The sequence below is a fragment of the Paraburkholderia sp. EG287B genome (genome assembly GCF_040965595.1).
Taxonomy (GTDB): Bacteria; Pseudomonadota; Gammaproteobacteria; order Burkholderiales; family Burkholderiaceae; genus Paraburkholderia.
Genome location: NZ_JBFRCG010000019.1, coordinates 86,421 through 103,941, shown reverse-complemented (window position 1 = coordinate 103,941; position 17,521 = coordinate 86,421). Strand labels below are relative to the sequence as shown.

General features: G+C 64.9%; 19 protein-coding genes. 9 read left to right on the top strand and 10 right to left on the bottom strand.

Annotation, left to right across the window (positions count from 1 at the left end; translation table 11 throughout):
* Positions 1–145: 145 nt before the first annotated feature.
* The 3 genes from AB4Y40_RS31825 to AB4Y40_RS31815 all read left to right on the top strand — a co-directional run bounded on the left by AB4Y40_RS31825 (position 146) and on the right by AB4Y40_RS31815 (position 3,072).
* Positions 146–964 carry a helix-turn-helix transcriptional regulator gene (locus AB4Y40_RS31825; protein ID WP_368691252.1) on the top strand — a complete coding sequence of 273 codons (819 nt, stop codon included), beginning with the start codon at positions 146–148 and terminating at the stop codon, positions 962–964.
* 178 nt (positions 965–1,142) lie between these two features.
* On the top strand, positions 1,143–2,846 hold the full coding sequence (locus AB4Y40_RS31820; protein WP_368691251.1) for an FAD-dependent oxidoreductase: 1,704 nt from the start codon (positions 1,143–1,145) through the stop codon (positions 2,844–2,846).
* Positions 2,847–2,880: 34 nt separating this feature from the next.
* Positions 2,881–3,072 carry a hypothetical protein gene (locus AB4Y40_RS31815; protein WP_368691250.1) on the top strand — a complete coding sequence of 64 codons (192 nt, stop codon included), beginning with the start codon at positions 2,881–2,883 and terminating at the stop codon, positions 3,070–3,072.
* An 18-nt stretch (positions 3,073–3,090) separates the two neighbouring features.
* On the opposite strand, the gene AB4Y40_RS31810 is transcribed toward AB4Y40_RS31815, so the two are convergent.
* The 3 genes from AB4Y40_RS31810 to AB4Y40_RS31800 all read right to left on the bottom strand — a co-directional run bounded on the left by AB4Y40_RS31810 (position 3,091) and on the right by AB4Y40_RS31800 (position 7,256).
* On the bottom strand, positions 3,091–3,636 hold the full coding sequence (locus AB4Y40_RS31810) for a LuxR C-terminal-related transcriptional regulator (RefSeq protein WP_368691249.1): 546 nt from the start codon (positions 3,634–3,636) through the stop codon (positions 3,091–3,093).
* A gap of 349 nt (positions 3,637–3,985) precedes the next feature.
* Positions 3,986–5,716 (bottom strand): gamma-glutamyltransferase, encoded by a 1,731-nt coding sequence (gene ggt / locus AB4Y40_RS31805; RefSeq protein ID WP_368691248.1) that lies wholly within the window; start codon positions 5,714–5,716, stop codon positions 3,986–3,988.
* Positions 5,717–5,852: 136 nt separating this feature from the next.
* On the bottom strand, positions 5,853–7,256 hold the full coding sequence (locus tag AB4Y40_RS31800; protein WP_368691247.1) for an MFS transporter: 1,404 nt from the start codon (positions 7,254–7,256) through the stop codon (positions 5,853–5,855).
* 46 nt (positions 7,257–7,302) lie between these two features.
* On the opposite strand from AB4Y40_RS31800, the gene AB4Y40_RS31795 reads away from it, so the two are divergent.
* Positions 7,303–7,446 carry a hypothetical protein gene (locus AB4Y40_RS31795; RefSeq protein ID WP_368691246.1) on the top strand — a complete coding sequence of 48 codons (144 nt, stop codon included), beginning with the start codon at positions 7,303–7,305 and terminating at the stop codon, positions 7,444–7,446.
* A 39-nt stretch (positions 7,447–7,485) separates the two neighbouring features.
* Here the strand turns inward: AB4Y40_RS31795 and AB4Y40_RS31790 are convergent, their stop codons facing one another.
* From AB4Y40_RS31790 to AB4Y40_RS31775, 4 genes are read right to left on the bottom strand one after another with little or no spacing between them, the layout of a single operon-like run.
* On the bottom strand, positions 7,486–8,265 hold the full coding sequence (locus tag AB4Y40_RS31790) for an NTP transferase domain-containing protein (RefSeq protein ID WP_368691245.1): 780 nt from the start codon (positions 8,263–8,265) through the stop codon (positions 7,486–7,488).
* Positions 8,266–8,293: 28 nt separating this feature from the next.
* The gene (locus AB4Y40_RS31785; RefSeq protein WP_368691244.1) at positions 8,294–9,304 is read right to left on the bottom strand and encodes a flippase-like domain-containing protein; all 1,011 of its coding nucleotides are present in this window, start codon (positions 9,302–9,304) and stop codon (positions 8,294–8,296) included.
* Positions 9,301–10,104 carry a 2OG-Fe(II) oxygenase gene (locus tag AB4Y40_RS31780; protein ID WP_368691243.1) on the bottom strand — a complete coding sequence of 268 codons (804 nt, stop codon included), beginning with the start codon at positions 10,102–10,104 and terminating at the stop codon, positions 9,301–9,303. The genes AB4Y40_RS31785 and AB4Y40_RS31780 overlap by 4 nt, the downstream gene beginning before the upstream one ends.
* A complete protein-coding gene (locus tag AB4Y40_RS31775; protein ID WP_368691242.1) occupies positions 10,101–10,802 on the bottom strand; it encodes a CDP-alcohol phosphatidyltransferase family protein in 702 nt (233 codons plus the stop codon). Before AB4Y40_RS31775 ends, AB4Y40_RS31780 begins: the two co-directional genes overlap by 4 nt.
* Positions 10,803–11,021: 219 nt before the next feature.
* Here AB4Y40_RS31775 and AB4Y40_RS31770 point away from each other — a divergent pair, with 219 nt between their 5' ends.
* Positions 11,022–11,456 carry a hypothetical protein gene (locus AB4Y40_RS31770; RefSeq protein WP_342923818.1) on the top strand — a complete coding sequence of 145 codons (435 nt, stop codon included), beginning with the start codon at positions 11,022–11,024 and terminating at the stop codon, positions 11,454–11,456.
* A gap of 18 nt (positions 11,457–11,474) precedes the next feature.
* Here AB4Y40_RS31770 and AB4Y40_RS31765 read toward each other — a convergent pair whose 3' ends face one another.
* Positions 11,475–11,996, bottom strand: a complete 522-nt coding sequence (locus AB4Y40_RS31765) for a hypothetical protein (protein ID WP_342923819.1) — start codon at positions 11,994–11,996, stop codon at positions 11,475–11,477.
* A gap of 670 nt (positions 11,997–12,666) precedes the next feature.
* Here AB4Y40_RS31765 and AB4Y40_RS31760 point away from each other — a divergent pair.
* From AB4Y40_RS31760 to AB4Y40_RS31750, 3 genes are all read left to right on the top strand, one after another.
* Entirely contained in the window at positions 12,667–13,830 is a 1,164-nt protein-coding gene (locus AB4Y40_RS31760; protein WP_368691241.1) for a porin, read from the top strand.
* 194 nt (positions 13,831–14,024) lie between these two features.
* Positions 14,025–14,381, top strand: coding sequence for a sugar ABC transporter ATPase (locus AB4Y40_RS31755; protein WP_069267449.1), 357 nt, complete (start codon positions 14,025–14,027; stop codon positions 14,379–14,381).
* Positions 14,382–14,512: 131 nt separating this feature from the next.
* Positions 14,513–15,019 (top strand): metal-dependent hydrolase, encoded by a 507-nt coding sequence (locus AB4Y40_RS31750; protein ID WP_368691240.1) that lies wholly within the window; start codon positions 14,513–14,515, stop codon positions 15,017–15,019.
* 205 nt (positions 15,020–15,224) lie between these two features.
* On the opposite strand, the gene AB4Y40_RS31745 is transcribed toward AB4Y40_RS31750, so the two are convergent.
* On the bottom strand, positions 15,225–15,428 hold the full coding sequence (locus AB4Y40_RS31745; RefSeq protein ID WP_368691239.1) for a hypothetical protein: 204 nt from the start codon (positions 15,426–15,428) through the stop codon (positions 15,225–15,227).
* A 354-nt stretch (positions 15,429–15,782) separates the two neighbouring features.
* Between AB4Y40_RS31745 and AB4Y40_RS31740 the strand changes: the two genes are divergently transcribed.
* Positions 15,783–16,445 (top strand): helix-turn-helix domain-containing protein, encoded by a 663-nt coding sequence (locus AB4Y40_RS31740; protein ID WP_368691238.1) that lies wholly within the window; start codon positions 15,783–15,785, stop codon positions 16,443–16,445.
* A gap of 41 nt (positions 16,446–16,486) precedes the next feature.
* Here the strand turns inward: AB4Y40_RS31740 and pcaQ are convergent, their stop codons facing one another.
* Positions 16,487–17,503, bottom strand: coding sequence for a pca operon transcription factor PcaQ (gene pcaQ, locus AB4Y40_RS31735; protein WP_368691237.1), 1,017 nt, complete (start codon positions 17,501–17,503; stop codon positions 16,487–16,489).
* Positions 17,504–17,521 lie beyond the last annotated feature (18 nt).

The following is a 17,521-nucleotide window of genomic DNA, read 5'->3' as shown; positions in this document are numbered from 1 at the left end:
CGTGCCATTCCTTGCTCTCGTTGACGCAGGCTTCGCGGCGGCATCCTGCGGGCGATCCGGCCCCGCTGCTGGCGCTTTCGCGCCGATGCGAAACGATGCTAATCTCATCAAACTTGCTTTTCCCAGCCGTTTTCCGTCAAGAAACATGCGTTACTGGCATCTCGATCGACCGAGGCAGACAGGTCAATTCGACCTCTCGCGCGTCACCAGCCTCGTTTCGGCCATCGGCCGCGACGATGCCAATGCACTCGCCGCCGAAGTGCTGAACATGCTTGGCCCGGCGACATCGGTCACGCAGTGCACCGTGTTCGCCTACGAATTCGGCAACCGGCCGCGCACGGTTTCCGTGGCCGACCATCGCGGCGGGCGCTTTCTGCGCGACGTCGCCGACACCTACGCGCGCCTCTTCTACGCGCTCGACGGCAATCAGCAGATCGTCAGCGGCGGCTCGGCCGACAAACCCGGCTCGTCGCTCGTGCTGCACTGGCAAAGCAGCGCCGACATCGCGCACGACGGTTACCGCACGGCCTGTTACGCCACGCCCAATGTGTCCGACCGGCTCTCGCTGCTGCTGCAGCCGGCCGCCGACATCTGGCTGTCCGTGAACCTGTACCGCGAAAGCGACGCCGGTAATTTTCAGCCGGGCGAAGTGGAACTGGTCGAATCGCTCGCGCCGCTGATCGGCGAGTCGGCGCGGCATCACTACACGATTCGCGGCCAGAGCCAGCTCGGCATTCCTCAGATGATGCTCGCGCGCCTGCGCGGACTCTGCCCCACGCTTTCCAAACGCGAACTCGACGCTCTGCGCGGCGTGCTCGAAGGACGCAGCGCGGTTGAAATCGCCGAGTGCATGGGCGTGAAGCCCAGCAGTGTGGTGACGTATCAGAAACGCGCGTATCAGCGGCTGGGCATTTCGAGCCAGCGGCAGCTTTTTGCGCTTTGTCTGGCGACCGATCAGAGCTAACCACCCGCCGCCAGCGCGCGCAGAAGAACGACTGCGCAAAATCTCCCCCCGTAAGCCCCCTGTACCCAAATTGAGGACAGCGGGCCGCGCCTCGCGCTCCATACTGCCTTCATCGCCGGCGCCCCCGCCCGGGGCAAGCCGGCAAGCACAAGACTTACGTATCGGAGACGCAATCCCCATGAGCGCCGGATTCAAACCCTATCCGTTCGAGGCGAAGCAGTACGCCGCCCGCCTGCCCGAACTCGAAGGCGGCCGCGAAACGCAACGCCATGCCGTGACGATCGTCGGCGGCGGCCCGGTGGGCCTCGCCATCGCGCTCGGCCTCGCGAAGCACGGCGTGCGCTCGGTGCTGATCGAAGCCGACGAATCGGTCTGCTATGGCAGCCGCGCGATCTGCATCTCGCGCCGCAGCCTCGAGATCATCGAGCGCCTCGGCGCGCTCGACGGCTTCCTCGCCAAGGGCCTCCCCTGGACCGGCGGGCGCAGCTTCTATCGCAACGACGAAGTGCTGCACTTCACGATGCCGCAGGACGAAAACCAGAAGCTGCCGCCCATGGTCAACCTCGCGCAGTACCACATCGAGCAGTTCCTGCTCGATGCAGCGGAGCGGCGCGCCGATCTCATCGACATTCGCTGGCGCACGAAAGTGACGGCGCTGCAGGACGACGCGCATGGCGCGACGCTCTCGCTCTCCACGCCCGCAGGCGCCTACACCGCGCAGACCGACTGGCTCATCGCCGCCGACGGCGGCCGCAGCACGGTGCGCGAGTCGCTCGGCCTGAAGCTTCAGGGCACGAGCTACGAGGGCCGTTACGTGATCGTCGACATCCTGCTCGACAGCGCGCGGCCCACGGAACGGCTTGCGTATTTCGACCCGGCGTCGAATCCCGGCTCGACCGTGCTCGTCCACAAGCAGCCCGACAACGTCTGGCGCATCGACTATCAGCTGCGCGACGGCGAGGACGCCGATGAAGCGATCAAGCCCGAAAACGTCATGCCGCGCGTGCAGAGCCTGCTCGACATGATGGGCGAGACGGCAGCGTGGTCGCCGGTCTGGATCACGATCTACAAGGCCAACGCGCTCACGCTCGAGCGCTATCGCCACGGCCGCGTGCTGTTCGCGGGCGACGCGGCACACCTCGTGCCGATCTTCGGCGTGCGCGGCGCGAACTCGGGCATCGACGACGCCGACAACCTCGCGTGGAAACTCGCGTATGTCGTGAAGGGGCTCGCGAGCGATGCATTGCTCGACAGCTACTCGGACGAGCGCGTCTACGCCGCGCACGAAAACCTGAGCTACGGCACGAAGAGCACGGAGTTCATGGCGCCGCCGTCGTTCGCCTTCGACCTGATGCGCACCGCCGTGCTGAGCCTCGCGCGCGAGCACGCCGCCGTGCGCTCGCTGATCAATCCGCGCCAGACTTCGGCCATCGCCTACGCGGCCTCGCCGCTCAACACGGCCTCCGATGTCTTCGCGAACGGCCCGGCGCCGGGCACGGCGCTGCCCGAATGTCCGCTCACGATCGTCGACCAGGCCGGCGCGCACGAAGGCCACGTGACCGACTTGATCGCGCCAAGCTTCACGGCGCTCTACTTCAGCGAGGATGGCGCGACGCCGGCCCCGATCGCCGCGCTCGAAACGACGCTGGCCGCCCGCGCACTGCCGTTCGCGCTGGTGCCGCTCGCACAGCGCCAGCCCGGCGACGCATCACGCCGCGGCGGCTGGGATCGCACAGGACGCCTGTTCCCGATGTACGGCGCCCAGCCCGGCACGCTCTACCTCGTGCGCCCGGACGGCCACGTGCTCGGCCGCTGGCACGGCGCAGCCGGCACTGTCGCCACGCAGGCGCTCGCCGCCCTCGATCACGCGCTGTGCGCCTGAGCGCTGGCGGATACACGTAAAGATGGAGAAAGCCATGACCGACAGCGAACTCGACGCCGTCTACACGCAGCTGTGCAAGACCATGACCAATCTGGGCGAAGCCAACGGCCCGCTCTTTCTCGCGCGCTTCGCGCTGCTCGCGATCGAGCGGATCGGCAACGCGCAAACCTGCCTCGAGTTGATCGACGCCGCAGGCAAGAACGTTTTCGCAGCCGTGCCGGAATGAGGGGACGCGCGTTGCGCCTCAGCTCTGCGTCGACTGCACGAGCCGCGCCAGGCGCGAGCGGTTGCTGACGCCGAGTTTCTGAAACGACCGATCGAGATGGGTGCGCACGGTCGTATAGGAAATGCCCAGCCGCTCGGCGATCTCCTTGTCGAGCAGCCCTTCCACCACGAGCGCGACCACGTCGCGCTCGCGCCGCGTCAGGCGGTTGATTGCTTCGTTATCCGCAGTGCAGGTGTCGCCGCCCGGCGGCGGCTGAACCTGCCCCGTCTGCGCGCGCGAGCGCGCCAGCGCAGCGATGAAAGCCGGGCGCACCAGGTCGAACAGCACCAGCTCCCGATCGGAGAAGTGCTCGCGTCGCTTGCCGCGCCCAATGCGCAGATGATCGAGATGCTCTTCACCCGACCAGACGAACAGGTCCGCGCCCGCATGCAGGCCATCCGCGCGCAGCAGTTCGAGCAGACGCCGCCCCACCTCGAGACACAAGGCGCCCTCGGGCAAGATATGGTCGGCCAGCAGCTTGAAGACGTCGGCGATCAACGCGAGTTCGCGGCTCGTCAGGTCCATGCTCGGTTGCGATGAAAAGTGGGCGCACGCCTCGCCTGCGGGGCGGCGCAAACGTCAGAGCCTGGTGACCTCGCCTGACGGATTCAATATGCAGCGCGACTCTGAAGCGTGCAGCGGAAATGCCGAAAAGAAAATGGGGCGGCAAATGCCGCCCCAAGAAAAACACACGCCGGCAAAGGGCTGTCTTCCGCCGGAGGTTGCATAGTACGCGATGAACAGCGGAGCGGCATCCCCAAATTTGAGGACAAACGCTCATGTCATGCAAACTATTCCCGCCTCATGCCGGCTTGCCGATGCGAAAAGGTTGGCGCTCATGCGTGGCGCATCGTTTCGCATCGGCGTCGCGGTTTTACTGAATCAGACGCGACACGCCACGGCCGCGCGGATCGGAAACCGCGTCGGGCGTATCGCCGTTGATCCGGATCGCCTGAATGTCGCCGTTGAAGTTCTGCGCCTTCAGCACGTAGCCCTTCGCCTCGACCTGCTTGGCGAGTTCACCGTCGATCGGCGCATACGGCTCCCAGAAAATCGTGTTGGGCGGCAGCAACTGATGGTGGAAGCGCATGGCCGCCACCGAGTCCTTCAACGGCATGTCGAAGTCATAGTTGTTGTTGATGACCTGGAACACCGAGGTGAAGATGCGCGAGCCGCCCGGCGTACCGATCACGAGCGCCACCTTGCCGTCCTTCGTGAGGATGGTCGGCGTCATCGACGAAAGCGGACGCTTCTTCGGCGCAATTGCGTTCGCGTCGCTGCCCACCACGCCGAACATGTTCGGCACGCCGGGCTTGGACGCGAAATCGTCCATCTCGTCGTTGAGCACGATGCCGGCGCCCGGCACGACCACGCCCGAACCGAAGTAGCCGTTGATCGTGTACGTGTTCGAGACGGCGTTGCCCCACTTGTCGACCACTGAGAAGTGCGTCGTTTCCGCCTTCTCAGGCATCGAGGTGCCGAGGCCCGGCTGCACGCTCTTGGTGTCGGATGGCTTGTCGGGATCGACTTCGGCGGCGCGCTTCGCGAGGTACGGGTCGTCGGTGAGCTGCGCGACCGGCACCTTGTAGAAGTCGGGGTCGCCGAGATATTGCGCGCGGTCTGCGAACACGCGTTTCTCGATCTCCGAGATCAGGTGGATGTACTGCGGCGAATTGAGCGGCACGTCCTTGAATTGCGGCGCCAGCATCGACTTCATCTTGAGCAGCTGCACGAGGCCCACGCCACCCGAACTCGGAGGCGGCGCGGTGATGATCTCGTAACCGTTCCACTTCGCCTCCACGGGCTGGCGCCACACTGCCTTGTACTCCTGCAGGTCGCGCTTCGTGATGAGGCCGTGGCCCTTCATCGAGGCGGCGATCAGGTCCGCGGTCTTGCCGTCGTAGAAGTCCTTCGCGCCCTGGTTCGCAATGCGCGTGAGCACGTTGGCGAGATCGGGCTGCTTGAACGTCACGCCCTCCTTCAGGTTGCCGAAGTAGTCGTCGAAATTGGTCTTGTCGGCAAAGTCCTTTTCGGCGGCCTCACGGCGCTTCGCGAGCTGCTCGTCCACGACGAAGCCGTCGCGCGCGTATTTGATCGCCGGCGCGAGCACCTGCTTCCATGGCAGCCTGCCGAAGCGCTTCTGCGCTTCCCACATGCCCTCGACCGTCCCCGGCACGCCCACGGCGTCGTAGCCGTAGAGGCTCTTGCCCGGGATCACGTTGCCCTTGTCGTCGAGGTACATCGTGCGCGTGGCGGCGAGCGGCGCGCGTTCGCGATAGTCGAGGAAGTACGGCTTGCCGTTCACATAGAGCGTCATGAACCCGCCGCCGCCGATGTTGCCGGCTTCGGGGTACGTCACGGCGAGCGAGAAGGCGATGGCGACCGCCGCGTCGACGGCGTTGCCGCCCTCCTTGAAGATCTGCTCGGCGGCGTCGGCCGCGTACTTGTCGGCAACGGCCACCGCCGATGCATTGAGGACCGCAGGGCGTTGCTGCGTATCCTTTGCAAAGGCCGGCGTGACTTCGAGGAAGCCCGTGGACAAGGCGGATAGCGAAAGCAGTGCGAGAGCGGCAGCGGAAATTTTCGTTTTTTCAACCAGCTTCATCGAGTTCACCCCATGATTCGGTTTGTTGGCCTACCGGAAACCTGCCTTGGCCTTATAGCACGCCAGGCTAACGATTGCGATCCGGCGATCCGCTGATTCCGCTGCCGTGCAAGACGGCGTCCCGTCCTGGACTGGATCAGGCGTTGCCGCGCCGGCCGCGGGCAATTTCTTCGCCCGCATTCGCGGGCAAACGCATCGTCACCGGAATCGACGCCACCGAAAAGAGCCCGACCACGAGAAACGCCGGCCAGAAATCGGACCAGACGATGGCCGAATGCCCTTGCACCCGATGCGAAATCTGCAGTACGAGGCCCGCGATCGTCACGCCGAGGCCGAGCGACACCTGCTGGATCACGCTTGCCACGCTCGTGGCGCGGCCGATGTCGCGCGTCGGAATATCGGCATAGGCGAGCGAATTGAGGCCGGTGAATTGCAGCGAAGGAAAGATCCCGCCCGCGAGCACGACGACCCAGATGAGCCACACGGGCATGCCAGGCGAAAACGAGCCGCATATCGCGATGGCCGTGCCCGCGAGCACCGCGTTGACCATCAGCGTGCGGCGAAAGCCGAAGCGCCCGAGCACGCGCGAGACGATCGCCTTCATGAAGATCGAGCCGAACGCCGAAGCGCAGGTGATGGCGCCTGAAGCGAACGCCGTCATGCCGAGCCCTTCCTGCAGCGTGAGCGGTAACAAAAATGGCACGGCACCGAGCCCGATGCGAAACAGCGACCCGCCCGCCACGCTCGCATTGAACGTGGGGATACGCAGAAATTTCAGATCGAGCACGGGCCGCTCGACACGTTGCGCATACAACCAATACGCCACCAGCAACAACGCCCCGATCACGCACATCGCCACCGCGGTGCCGGTGGCGACGATCTCGCCGCCCACGAGCGAGAGGCCGAGCATGAACAGCGACGCCCCACCCGCGGAGAGCACGAAGCCGGCCCAGTCGAGCCGCCCCGGATGCTCCTCATGCATGTTTTCGATATGCCGGTTCGCGAGCCAGATGCCGAGCACGCCAATCGGAATGTTGATGAAGAAAATCAGCCGCCAGTGCAGATACGTGGTGATGAAGCCGCCGAGCGGCGGCCCCACGACCGGGCCGAGCAGCGCGGGCACCGTGAGATAGTTGACCGCGCGAATGAAGTCCGATTTGGGCAGCGAGCGGAAGATGATGATCCGGCCCACCGGCACCATCATCGCGCCGCCGATGCCCTGCACGAAGCGCGCGGCCACGAACATCTCGAGCGACCGCGAAGCCGCGCACAACAGCGACCCGGCCATGAAGATGCCGATGGCAGTGCGAAACACATTGCGCGAGCCGAAGCGATCGGCCACCCAGCCGCAGATCGGGATGAACACGCCCAGGCCGATCACGTAGCTCGTGACGGCCAGCTTCAGTGTGATGGGGTCCTGGCCGAGATCGCGGGCCAGTGCGGGGAGCGCGGTGACGATGACCGTCCCGTCCACGTTCTCCATGAACATCGAGCACGCGACAATGAGCGGAACGATGAAGGTGCCGAGGGCTAATGGCATGGGCAGGAACGACGATCAGCGCGGCTGATGGCGTAAAGCTGCCATTATGGCCCTTGTTGCGGAAAACGGGAACCCGGCAACAGATGAAGCGGCGCGCTTCGTGCAGGCGGCACGCAACGAAAGCGCGCGCAAAAACAAAAACCGCGAAGCCCGCCGCCGCTTTCAAGCGGAGACAGACCTCGCGGCCTGATTCAAGCAATCAGCGTCGGGCAATCCGCAAAGATGCGCTTTAGATCGCGGGCTGCTTCACGCGGCTCACCACGGGACGCAGTTGCGGCAGCACCTGCTCCGCGGCGCGCGTGACGTCATTGGGGAAGTCGATCTCGATCCACGGCGCGCCGGTCACGTCCGCGGTTTCGAACTCGCTGCCGCGTTCGAGCAGCAGGTCGCGCAGCGCTTCTTCGTGCGGCAGGTTCGCGCGGCCCGTATCGACGTAGCCTTCGACGATCTGCGCAAAGCGGCGCGCCGTCGCTTCGTTGAGGCGGAAGAAGCCCACCGACTCGCCGATCGTGTCGTATTGCAGACCGACCGCCAGCTGCTTGCGCAGTTCGACGGGCACGCCGTTGCGCAGACACAGCTTCACGGGCTCGTCGCCGGCTTCGAAGTCGCGGTCGATCAGGAGACGGTTGGCCGGCGCCTCGCCCGCCACGAGCGGTGCGAACACGCGCTCGTCGTAGAGCACGTCGGCGTCCATGAGCAGCACGTCGCCGCCGCGCGTGAGCGCCTCGGCCGTGCGATGCACCGTGAGCACGCTGCCCAGGTCGAAGCGCGGATTCATCACGACCTCGACCTTGTGCGGCCAGCCGATGCGCTTGAGTTCGGCCTCGACCAGCTCAGGCTGGAAGCCGAGCGCGAGCACGACTTCCGTCACGCCCGCCTCTTCCAGCAATTGCAGATGGCGTTCGAGCAGCGTCACGCCCTCGAACTGCAGCAGACATTTCGGAAACTGTTCTCCAGCTTGTTGCTGAAGGCGCAGGCCGAGGCCTGCCGCGAGAATGATGGCGCGCATGCGCAAACGTTCCTTGGGAGAAAAAAGGTCAATCGGCGACTTCGACAGCGGGGACGCGCAAGGCGCGCCGGCGTTGCCAGCTACGTTCGCTGAAATGCAGATACAGAAGGCCCGGCAAGCCGAGCAGGATTTCTCGCGCCCGCTTGGCGAGCGAGAGCGCGAGCGCCGCCTCGGGCGGCAGGCCGACGAGCGGCGCGAGCAGCAGGTAACCGCCCTCTTGCACGCCCAGCGAACCGGGAATGGCGAAGGCCGCACCGCGAATCGCCTGGCCGATGCTCTCGAGCAGCAGCGCATCGATCCAGCCTACGGGATGGCCGAGAAAGCGCAGCGCGAGCCACACTTCCACCGTGCCCACGAGCCAGCCCGCGAGGCTCAGCGCGAAGCTGGCCGCCACACGGCCGCGCCGGGCGTAAAGCGACTTCACGGCTTCGTCGATGGCGTCGGCGCGCGTGGCAAGCGCCGACCAGTCGCGCTTGCCGAACACTTTCGAGGCGAGACGCAGCAGGCGGCCGAACAGACCGCGGCGCTGCGCGACATAGAACAGCGCGATCAGGCCGCCGAGCACGGCGGTCGCGATCAGCGCGGCGACGCCGAGGTCGCGCGGCGCGCCATTCGCGGCGTAGGCCGAAAAAAGCACGATGCCGAATACGGCGAAGACAATCTGCGCGACGGCTTGCAGCGTCGTGCTCACGGTGATGGCCGCTGCCGCGTTGCGCATTTGCATGCCGCGTTGCCCGAGCTGGCGCACCATCGCTACGGGGCCGCCGATCTGGCCCGCAGGCAACAGGCTGTTGACCGATTCGCCGGTCCACCGCGCGAGCAGTGCATCGCGCTGGTCGACGCGCTCGTCCTTGCCGAAGAGCACGGCGATCGCACCCGCGTCGAGTGCGAGCGGCGCGACGTGGAACGCCGCGACGAGGACGAGGCCCCAGCCGGCGGCCGCGAGCGCACCCGTGACCGAGCCGAGCCCCTGCCAGGCGAGCAGCGCGATGAAGAGTGCCGTGCCGATCGACAGCAGCAGGATGGCAGCACGGCTCACACCTTGCCTCCCAATGCCTTGCGGAACACCTGGCGGAAACCGAAGTACGCGATGGCGTCCTTCATGTTCGAAATGAAACGCCGCCACGGGCGCATGTTCGGGTTCGTCACGTATTCGAGCGTGAGCGACACGCGCACTTCGCCTTCGAGGCTCGGCGTGACGCGATGGCGAAGCTTGTCGCCGTCGAACACGATGAGCGCGCCCGGCGGGTACTGCACCGAGCCCGGCTCATCCGCCTTGTTCGGGTCTTTCGTGTGCAGCTCGTAGTCGAGCTTGCACGAGGACTCGTCGATCACGCCGAGCAGCACCGTATAGCGGCGGCCGTCGTAATAGGACGTGTCGTAATGCCAGCCGATGTGATCGCCGGCGCGTGTGTAGTAATAGAGCGCGTAAGCGTGCGGGTCGTCTTCGGGCGAAAGCTGCAGGCGGTCGCCCGTGATCTTTTCGAGCCACGCGATGAGCTGCGGCGAGCGGTAAAGCTCGGCGATGTACGGCGCGAGGCGGTCGATGGTGTGACGGCTCACGCTGCCGCCCGCCTTGTGGCCCGGCAGATAGTTGCGGTTGACTTCGGGAAGCAGCGCGTCGGCCGCGTCGATCAACTGTTGCGTGGCGTCGGCGGGCAGAAAATCGGAGAGGTACAGGAACGAGCCCTGGCTCTGGTAGTCGTCGCGCAGGCGCGCGGTGTTCAGCGGTTGCAGCGCGCGGCCGATTGCGCCGTCCGGCTCGCCGGCCGCCGCGCGGGCTGGCGCGGGCTGGCGCGGGGGCGCTACGACCGGTTCTTGTTCTGCTTGCAAGCTCATCGGCTGCTCCACACCTGGGAGGTTTCCTTGGCGGGGCGCAGGCGGCGCGTCACGCGCACATAGTCGAGCACCACCCAGATGGCAAATAACGGCGCCCCGATCGAAGCCGCGATAATGAATGGCGACACGACGCCCGTCAGCGTGACAAGGGGTAGCAGATACAGCACGTCCTCGGTCTCGAAGCCGCCGGCGAACGCCTGCTGGGTGCCCGCCTTGCCGGCCATTTCCTCGATGCGCATGCGCAGGAAAAAGATCACGGCGACCGCGACGCCCGCGATGCCGCCGAGCACGGCCGGCGGCACACGCCATTCGGTGCCGGAATGGGCGGCCACGACGCCGAGGCCGTAGCCCATGCCGAGGAACAGCAGGACGGTGACGAGCGCGTCCGCCGCGAGATCGTAGAAATGCCCGATGCGGCTGGTTTTGCCGCTGATACGCGCCAGTTCGCCGTCGGTATGATCAACAAAATTCGACAACACGATCAGAAACGCGCCAATATTGACGTGCAGAAAGTCTCCGCGCGCCAGAAAAATGCCGCCGGCAACGCCAATCAGGAGTCGCAGCGTGGTCAGATGATTCGGGGTAACGCGCGTGGGTACTAGCGGAGTGACGAGCCATCGCGCCGCGCGAGCGTCCCACGTGCGCGGCAGCGGCACCGCTTTCGGAGCCATTTTTACAGATTTATCTTTTTCGGTCATAACCGCGCAATATATACGCCTTCCAGAAATCTTGCAGGTATTCCGACGTTCGTCCCACTTTTTGCTTGTGGTTCTGTAAGGCAAAGCGCCAGACCGGCTTCCGCGGCGCCGCAAGCGGAATCGCGCGAACACGCGTAGAGTGCAACCCTTCGCGCCAGCCCGGGCGTTTTGCGCCCGCCGCAATCCGGCCCCGGCGCACGCACTTTCGCCATTCACGTAATGAAACGCTTTACCTTCGCCGCCCTTTTTCTTGCTGTCCTGACGCTTCTCGCCGGCAACGCTCACGCCGCCGCCATCGACGATTCACTGACCTGTAGCGAGTCCGCACACGACTTCATCTCGGGGCTGATCACGCAAAACCTGATCGATCCGAAGCCCATGAAGGTCGAAAGCAATTCGATCAACGCGTTCTGGCCCGCGCACGGCCAGCGGATGACCGCCTATGGCTTCAGCGTGTTCGCCATCGTGGGTTTCCAGAAGGACGACCCGCTCTTCAAGACCGGCGACGGCACGCCCATCGCCCCTTCCGCCTACGGGGCCGTCGTGGTCGGCACCCAGGCCAGGGTGCAGGCGGCCCTCACGGCGGCAGGCAATAACGCCATCGTCCACCATGCCGGACCGCTATTGACTGCGATCTTCTGCAAGCAGGAGTAAGCGGGCAGGCTCTGAGATTTACTCGATACGCCCGAAGCCGCCTTCGGCCCAGGCTTCGGCGCGCGCTTTCGTGAGCTTGAAGTTCGGCGCGACGCGCGCCTGAGCGAGCTGCTCGCCGAACGCGTCGATCGCGCTGACGAGCGCGTAGGGCTCGTACTCGTCGGGAACGATGTCGAGCGTCACGTCCACGTCGCCTTCGGCGGTCTGTACGCTCACGCGCTTGTGCAAGAGCGCGCGCAATTGCTGCTCGTGCCGGCGCAGCACCTCCGAAGCGGTCTTCACGAGCGTGTTGAACGCCGACGTATCGAGCGGCTTGGGATTCTTCTTGTCACGGCCCATGGTCCACGGGCCGACGAGTGCAGGCTCCGGCTCGCCGTCCTTGATCATTTCGACGGCCCAGCCGTCGTCGTCCTCGTTCTTGATCACGCGCGCGGTCCAGCCGTCCTTGCGCCACAGGCGCGCTTCCTGGATCACCTCGGCTTCGGCTGCGAGGTCATCGGCGGGGAAATCGGGATCGGTTGCGGGTGAGGAATCGGTCATGGCGGGGCTTTCATCGGGTTCTGCGCGGGACTTGCCCGTCGCGGGGCAAGGGCAAGATTCTACCCGGATCGCGTCGCGCGTCGGGCGCCACGTCTTTCTATCCAGCCGGTTCGGATTATCGCGCCACCAAACCAGAATATCGGCCGGCGATTTTAATCATTGCGTTTTCCGCAACGCACCATTCCGCCTTGCGCATTAATTTAAAATATTTCCCGCAGGCAAAAAAACGCGGCCCGAGAGCCGCGTAAAAACAGATGAAAAAAGACCACCCTTGGTCGAGGGCTGCAGAAATTGTACCGCCGCACAATGCGTGTGTTCACTTCATGATCTGGAACAGTACCTTTCACCAAACGACAAGAATCGCGCTTGAAAAAGCGTTGAATTCGCGCTAGGCCAGCTCCTGCGCGCGTTTGCCGCATCGTCGCGGGTGCACAACGGATTATCCAGATCGACCATTTTGTCGCACCCGATAATCCAATAGAAAAACGCTTTATATGCAGTCACTTACGGCTATTAATGCCAATCGCGAAATGAGATGGATGCATTGTTGCGTCGATTTGCGTAAATACATCGAATACCGGGCCTACACTTCGTTGCGAATCATCCGGGCACGAAATCGATTTTCAGAATATTCGGCCTGAGATTCCCCAAGTTCTGACCGGAGAAAAACATGAAAAAAGCACTCATTGCTGCAGGCGTCCTCAGTGCATTTGCCATCAGCGCCCATGCGCAAAGCACCGTCACCCTTTACGGCTCGCTCGACGCCGGCATCGTCTACGCGAACAACGTCGGCGGCCACAGCCTGTGGGCTCAGGGCAGCGGCGCCCTCTCGAACAACTACTTCGGCTTTCGCGGCGCCGAAGACCTGGGCGGCGGCCTGAAGGCGATCTTCACCCTCGAGAGCGGCTTCAATCTCAACAACGGCGGCTACAAGAACGGCGACAGCGGCTTCAACCGCCAGGCCTGGGTCGGCCTGCAGAGCGACCGGTTCGGCACGCTCACGCTCGGCCGGCAATATGACTCGATGGTCGATTACCTCTCGCCGCTTTCGGAAGCCGGCGCGGGCTTCGGCAACAATCTCGCGGGCCACCCGTTCGACAACGACAACCTCGCGCAAAGCTATTCGATCAAGAACTCGGTCAAGTACGCCAGCGCGAACTACGCGGGCTTCCAGTTCGGCGGCCTGTACGGCTTCAGCAACGACGCGAGCGGCTTCGCGAATGGCCGCGCATGGAGCGTGGGCGCATCGTATGGCAACGGCCCGCTGAACTTCGCAGCCGCCTACTCGCAACAGAACAACTCCGGCGGCCTCGGCGCTGCGAACAGCGCGGCTTCGGCCGACCAGAACATCTCGGCACGGCTGCAGCGCTCGTTCGGCGCGGGTGTGAACTACACCTACGGCCCGGCACAGGTTGGCTTCGTATGGACGCACTCGCAGATCGACGGCATGCAGAGTCTCTCGAGTGGCGGCAGCGCGCCGCTGCCTGGCCTCTCGGGCCTGAACCTGCACGTCGACAACTACGAGATCAACGGCGCTTACCATCTGACGCCCGCCCTCGCGTTCGTCGGCTCCTACACATTTACCGACGGCACGGTCACGGGCAACGGCGGCGGCAACAGCCCGAAGTGGCACACCGTGCTGGTTGGCACCGACTACTCGTTGAGCAAGCGCACGGACGTCTATCTCGCCGGCGTCTATCAGCACGCTTCGGGCTCGCTCGGCTATAACGCCGACGGCTCGGGCATCGCGAACGTCGCTGCGATCAATACGCTCTCGCCTTCTTCGACGAACAACCAAGTGGCCGCGACAGTCGGTTTGCGTCACCGCTTCTGATCGCTCGGAGTTGGGCAAATGCGGCGCGACCCGCCGCGCTGCCCTGCCTTTGCGAAACGCACATGCGCCACAAGCGCATGTGCGTTTTTTCCTGTTACCTGTTGCATCTTTTTACGTCTGCGTGGGCCTTGATTCAGATCAGCGTGCGTATACTTATTGGCATAATCCGCTGCTTCGATATTGTCACGTCGCCTATGAAAACGCTCACGCAACGACTCCTCGCCGCGACTCCGCTCGCGCTCATCGCCGCTTGTGGATCGACACCGCCGTCCGGCACCGCTTCGAACGGCGAACCGATGATCTACGCTTCGTCGGCGCGATCGGCTTCGTCGGTCGCGAGTTGCCTCGAAGACCGCCTGCCGCACGTGCACAGTTCGCGCGACGGCAATACGACCGAACTGAGCGTGGGCTCGCGCTCGGACGCGTCGTACTTCGTCACGCTCACGCCGAACGGCCACGGCTCGGTCATTCGCGTCACGCACGGCGCGTCCGCGTCGAACGATCCGCCCGAAGAAGAACTGCGCTTCGACGTAGCGCGCTGCACGACCTGACGCGCGAACGGCTGGCGCGTGCACCGCACGCGCCACACGACGTTCCGCATGTCGCCCGCGTGTCACCCCTGTCATAACGGCGACACATCTGCGAAGATTGCGCCCCCTTCGACTTCGCAACTCACCGCTTCATGGCATCAGGCACCGCACATCACGCCACGGGTTGGGCCGCCGGCGTCATCGCCGCCGCAATCGTCACGCGTCAGGGCGCCGATAGCGCCTGGCATCTCTACGCCGCGCTCGCGTTCGCGGCGGGTGTCGCGGGCGGTTCGGCGCCCGACTGGCTCGAGGTCGCCTGGTGGCGCAAGAAGCGGCGCCTCTGGATCACGCATCGCACGTTCACGCACTGGGGCATCGGCTGGATCGCGTTGCTCGTGTGGTCGTATCACAAACTCGGGCACCTGCCGCTCGCGGCGCCCGCGTTCGGCTTCGCCTGCGGAGGCGTGATCCACCTGTTCGCCGACTGGCCCAATCCGCTCGGTGTGCCGTGGATCTTTCAGCGGCACTCGCTGAACTGGTGGCGCAGCGGACGTTGCGACCTGATCGTCGTCGCCGCGTCATGGGTGGCCGCGTGGTTTTTCGCCGTGCATGGGGTGCCGCACGACTGGTCGCTCGCGCCGTTGCGACGGCTCGTCTGATTGGTCAGGTTTGCCTGGTAGCCGGCGCCGGTGCGGAAACGCCGGGAGTCATGCAGCCGATGCAGCGCCGATTAACAATCGTCGGGACTGATCAGGCGCCACATCGCCCATTAATCAGGCGACGTTTATTATCGTGTTAATCCAGGCCAAAATAAAAACGGCGCCCTTGTAAAGGACGCCGCTTCTGAATCGCGTCACGCGGTATTCAGGCGTTCTCTTCGCACTCCGCGCGCCCCATGCGGTAGCCGACGATCAACCCGGCGTCGTACGCCGACTCCAGCGCGCGGCCAATATCCTCGGCGCTCACGAGGTGCGCGTCGGTGGTCGGCTTCCCGGTCAGTTCGAAGCTCTCGATTCCGAGCGTTCTTCGCGAGATTGCCATCAACAATTCGAGTCGTTCGTCATGCATTTTGCGCTCTCCACTTGATCTACATCATCTGATTACAATGATAAATATCAAAATCCGTGGGAGCCGCGGCGCATGGACGCATATTGAGGCCTTATTCTAATATCAAACCCAGTAAATCTTTAAAATTTGTTAAAACATCGACGGATTAATTTTTAAAGATCGTTAAATCGAATCGTTTTAATTCGCAATTGAACAGGGCGTCGATGCGTGACGGCTCGCCCCATACCGCCGAGCCAACGTCGCAGACCGGCCGGCCAGGCGAGGTCAGCGCTTCGCGCGGGCAACCGTTTGATATGATCGGTAAGACATCGCGGGGCCCAACCAGGGCTTTTCGTCAGCATTCGAACGTAGCCCATGGATTCCACGCTCACCCCATCCGCCAGCACGGCGACCACCGACCTCGGCCGCCGCGTGCGCGCCGCGCGCGTCGCCCAGGACCTGACGCTCGATACGGCCAGCCGCCTGTGCGGCGTCTCGCGCTCGACCCTGTCGAAAGTCGAAAACGGCCTCATGTCGCCGACCTTCGACGTGCTGCAAAAGATCGTCGGCGGGCTCAGAATCGACCTGGCCGAGCTGTTCGGCACCCCGCCCAGGCTCAATGCCGGCGGCCGCCGCGCGCTCACGCGCAACGGCGCGGGTCAGCGCCACGCCTATCGCGGCTATCAGATGGAGTTGCTCGCCACCGATCTCGCGCACAAGGCGATGCTGCCGTTTCGCATCCGCATCACCGCGCATTCGCTCGACGCGTTCGACGACTGGGGCCGCCACGAAGGCGAAGAGTTTCTCTACGTGATCAGCGGCAGCGTGTGCCTGTATTCGGAGCTCTACGCGCCCACTTATCTGGAAGCCGGCGACAGCCTCTACTTCGACAGCCGCACCGGCCACGCGGCCATTTCGACGAGCGAGGAAGACGCCGAAGTGCTGTGGATGGCCACGAGCGCGCGCCTGCCCGGCGTCGCGCCGGAAGCGTCGGCAACCTCGAAGTCACGCGCCAGGACGAAGCTCACGGCCGGCTGAATCCGGCGCGCAGTGTCGGGTCTGCGGGAACCGTGAAGCCCTCACCCCCCGGCGTCGGGCGAACGCTTGCCAGCGGAAGGGTTGGCAGCGCGCGCACGCCGCGTCCGCGGCGCCGCTGAGCCATCCGGCCGCACGTCGCGCTCGCGCGCCGCACGCCGCACGGCCTCGATCAGCACGCGACCGGCAGGCGTGGGCTGGGTATCGGTCCGCTGAATCACCCCCACCGGCTCTTCGCCGCCCGCGGAAGGCAACGGCAACCGCACCAGCGTCCCGCGCCGCAGGTCGTACTCGACGGCGCCGGCGGGCACGAACCACACCGCGTCGTTCTGGAGCGCGAGCGCGCGCCCCACGGAAACCGACAGCAACTCGACGAACGCCGACAGCGGCGGCGCGCCCCAGGCGGCAAGCAGACTGTCAGCCGCCTGGCGGATCAACGTGCCGAACGGCGGCAACACGAGTGGAAACGAGGCGAGTTGCGCCGGCAGCCCCGCCCCCTGCGCGAGCGGATGCCCCGCGCGCACCACCACGGCGAGCGGCTCGTTGTACAGCTGCTCGAAGCTCAGGCCCACCATGCGCTCGGGGTCGGCCAGACGGCCCACCGCGAAGCTGATCGCGCCTGTCTTCAGCCGCTCGAGCAGTTCGGTGTTGGCCCCCGTCACCAGCCGCACGCTCACGCGCGGCCATTCCTCGCCGAAGTGGCGCAACGCACCGGGCAGCAACGCCGTCGCCACAGTCGGCAGCACGCCGATATCGAGCGTCGCGGCCACCGCGCCTTCGTCGCGCGCGAGCAAGGCCACGCCCTGGCGCAGCGCGCTCATGCAGGCGCTCGCGTGCGGCATGAAAAGCTGCCCCTCGCGCGTGGGCACCGCGCCGTGCCGGCCGCGCTCGAACAGCTTCACGCCCAGCACGAGTTCCAGCTCGGCGATCGTCTTCGACACGGCGGGCTGCGTGACCGAAAGACTCTCGGCGGCCTGCTGCACGCTGCCCATCTGCGCCACGGCAAGAAAACACTGGAGATGACGGAATTTGACGCGTCCGTCCGCGAGCCGGTTTTGCATAACGGTTCGTTATACGAG

Coding starts and splice junctions, on each gene's coding strand:
- AB4Y40_RS31770 (WP_342923818.1), top strand. CDS start 11,022: ATGAAACGCTTTACCTTCGCCGCCCTTTTTCTTGCTGTCCTGACGCTT.
- AB4Y40_RS31815 (WP_368691250.1), top strand. CDS start 2,881: ATGACCGACAGCGAACTCGACGCCGTCTACACGCAGCTGTGCAAGACC.
- AB4Y40_RS31750 (WP_368691240.1), top strand. CDS start 14,513: ATGGCATCAGGCACCGCACATCACGCCACGGGTTGGGCCGCCGGCGTC.
- pcaQ (WP_368691237.1), bottom strand. CDS start 17,503: ATGCAAAACCGGCTCGCGGACGGACGCGTCAAATTCCGTCATCTCCAG.
- AB4Y40_RS31755 (WP_069267449.1), top strand. CDS start 14,025: ATGAAAACGCTCACGCAACGACTCCTCGCCGCGACTCCGCTCGCGCTC.
- AB4Y40_RS31820 (WP_368691251.1), top strand. CDS start 1,143: ATGAGCGCCGGATTCAAACCCTATCCGTTCGAGGCGAAGCAGTACGCC.
- AB4Y40_RS31780 (WP_368691243.1), bottom strand. CDS start 10,104: ATGAGCTTGCAAGCAGAACAAGAACCGGTCGTAGCGCCCCCGCGCCAG.
- AB4Y40_RS31775 (WP_368691242.1), bottom strand. CDS start 10,802: ATGACCGAAAAAGATAAATCTGTAAAAATGGCTCCGAAAGCGGTGCCG.
- ggt (WP_368691248.1), bottom strand. CDS start 5,716: ATGAAGCTGGTTGAAAAAACGAAAATTTCCGCTGCCGCTCTCGCACTG.
- AB4Y40_RS31795 (WP_368691246.1), top strand. CDS start 7,303: ATGGCCCTTGTTGCGGAAAACGGGAACCCGGCAACAGATGAAGCGGCG.
- AB4Y40_RS31760 (WP_368691241.1), top strand. CDS start 12,667: ATGAAAAAAGCACTCATTGCTGCAGGCGTCCTCAGTGCATTTGCCATC.
- AB4Y40_RS31790 (WP_368691245.1), bottom strand. CDS start 8,265: ATGCGCGCCATCATTCTCGCGGCAGGCCTCGGCCTGCGCCTTCAGCAA.
- AB4Y40_RS31800 (WP_368691247.1), bottom strand. CDS start 7,256: ATGCCATTAGCCCTCGGCACCTTCATCGTTCCGCTCATTGTCGCGTGC.
- AB4Y40_RS31765 (WP_342923819.1), bottom strand. CDS start 11,996: ATGACCGATTCCTCACCCGCAACCGATCCCGATTTCCCCGCCGATGAC.
- AB4Y40_RS31745 (WP_368691239.1), bottom strand. CDS start 15,428: ATGCATGACGAACGACTCGAATTGTTGATGGCAATCTCGCGAAGAACG.
- AB4Y40_RS31825 (WP_368691252.1), top strand. CDS start 146: ATGCGTTACTGGCATCTCGATCGACCGAGGCAGACAGGTCAATTCGAC.
- AB4Y40_RS31810 (WP_368691249.1), bottom strand. CDS start 3,636: ATGGACCTGACGAGCCGCGAACTCGCGTTGATCGCCGACGTCTTCAAG.
- AB4Y40_RS31740 (WP_368691238.1), top strand. CDS start 15,783: ATGGATTCCACGCTCACCCCATCCGCCAGCACGGCGACCACCGACCTC.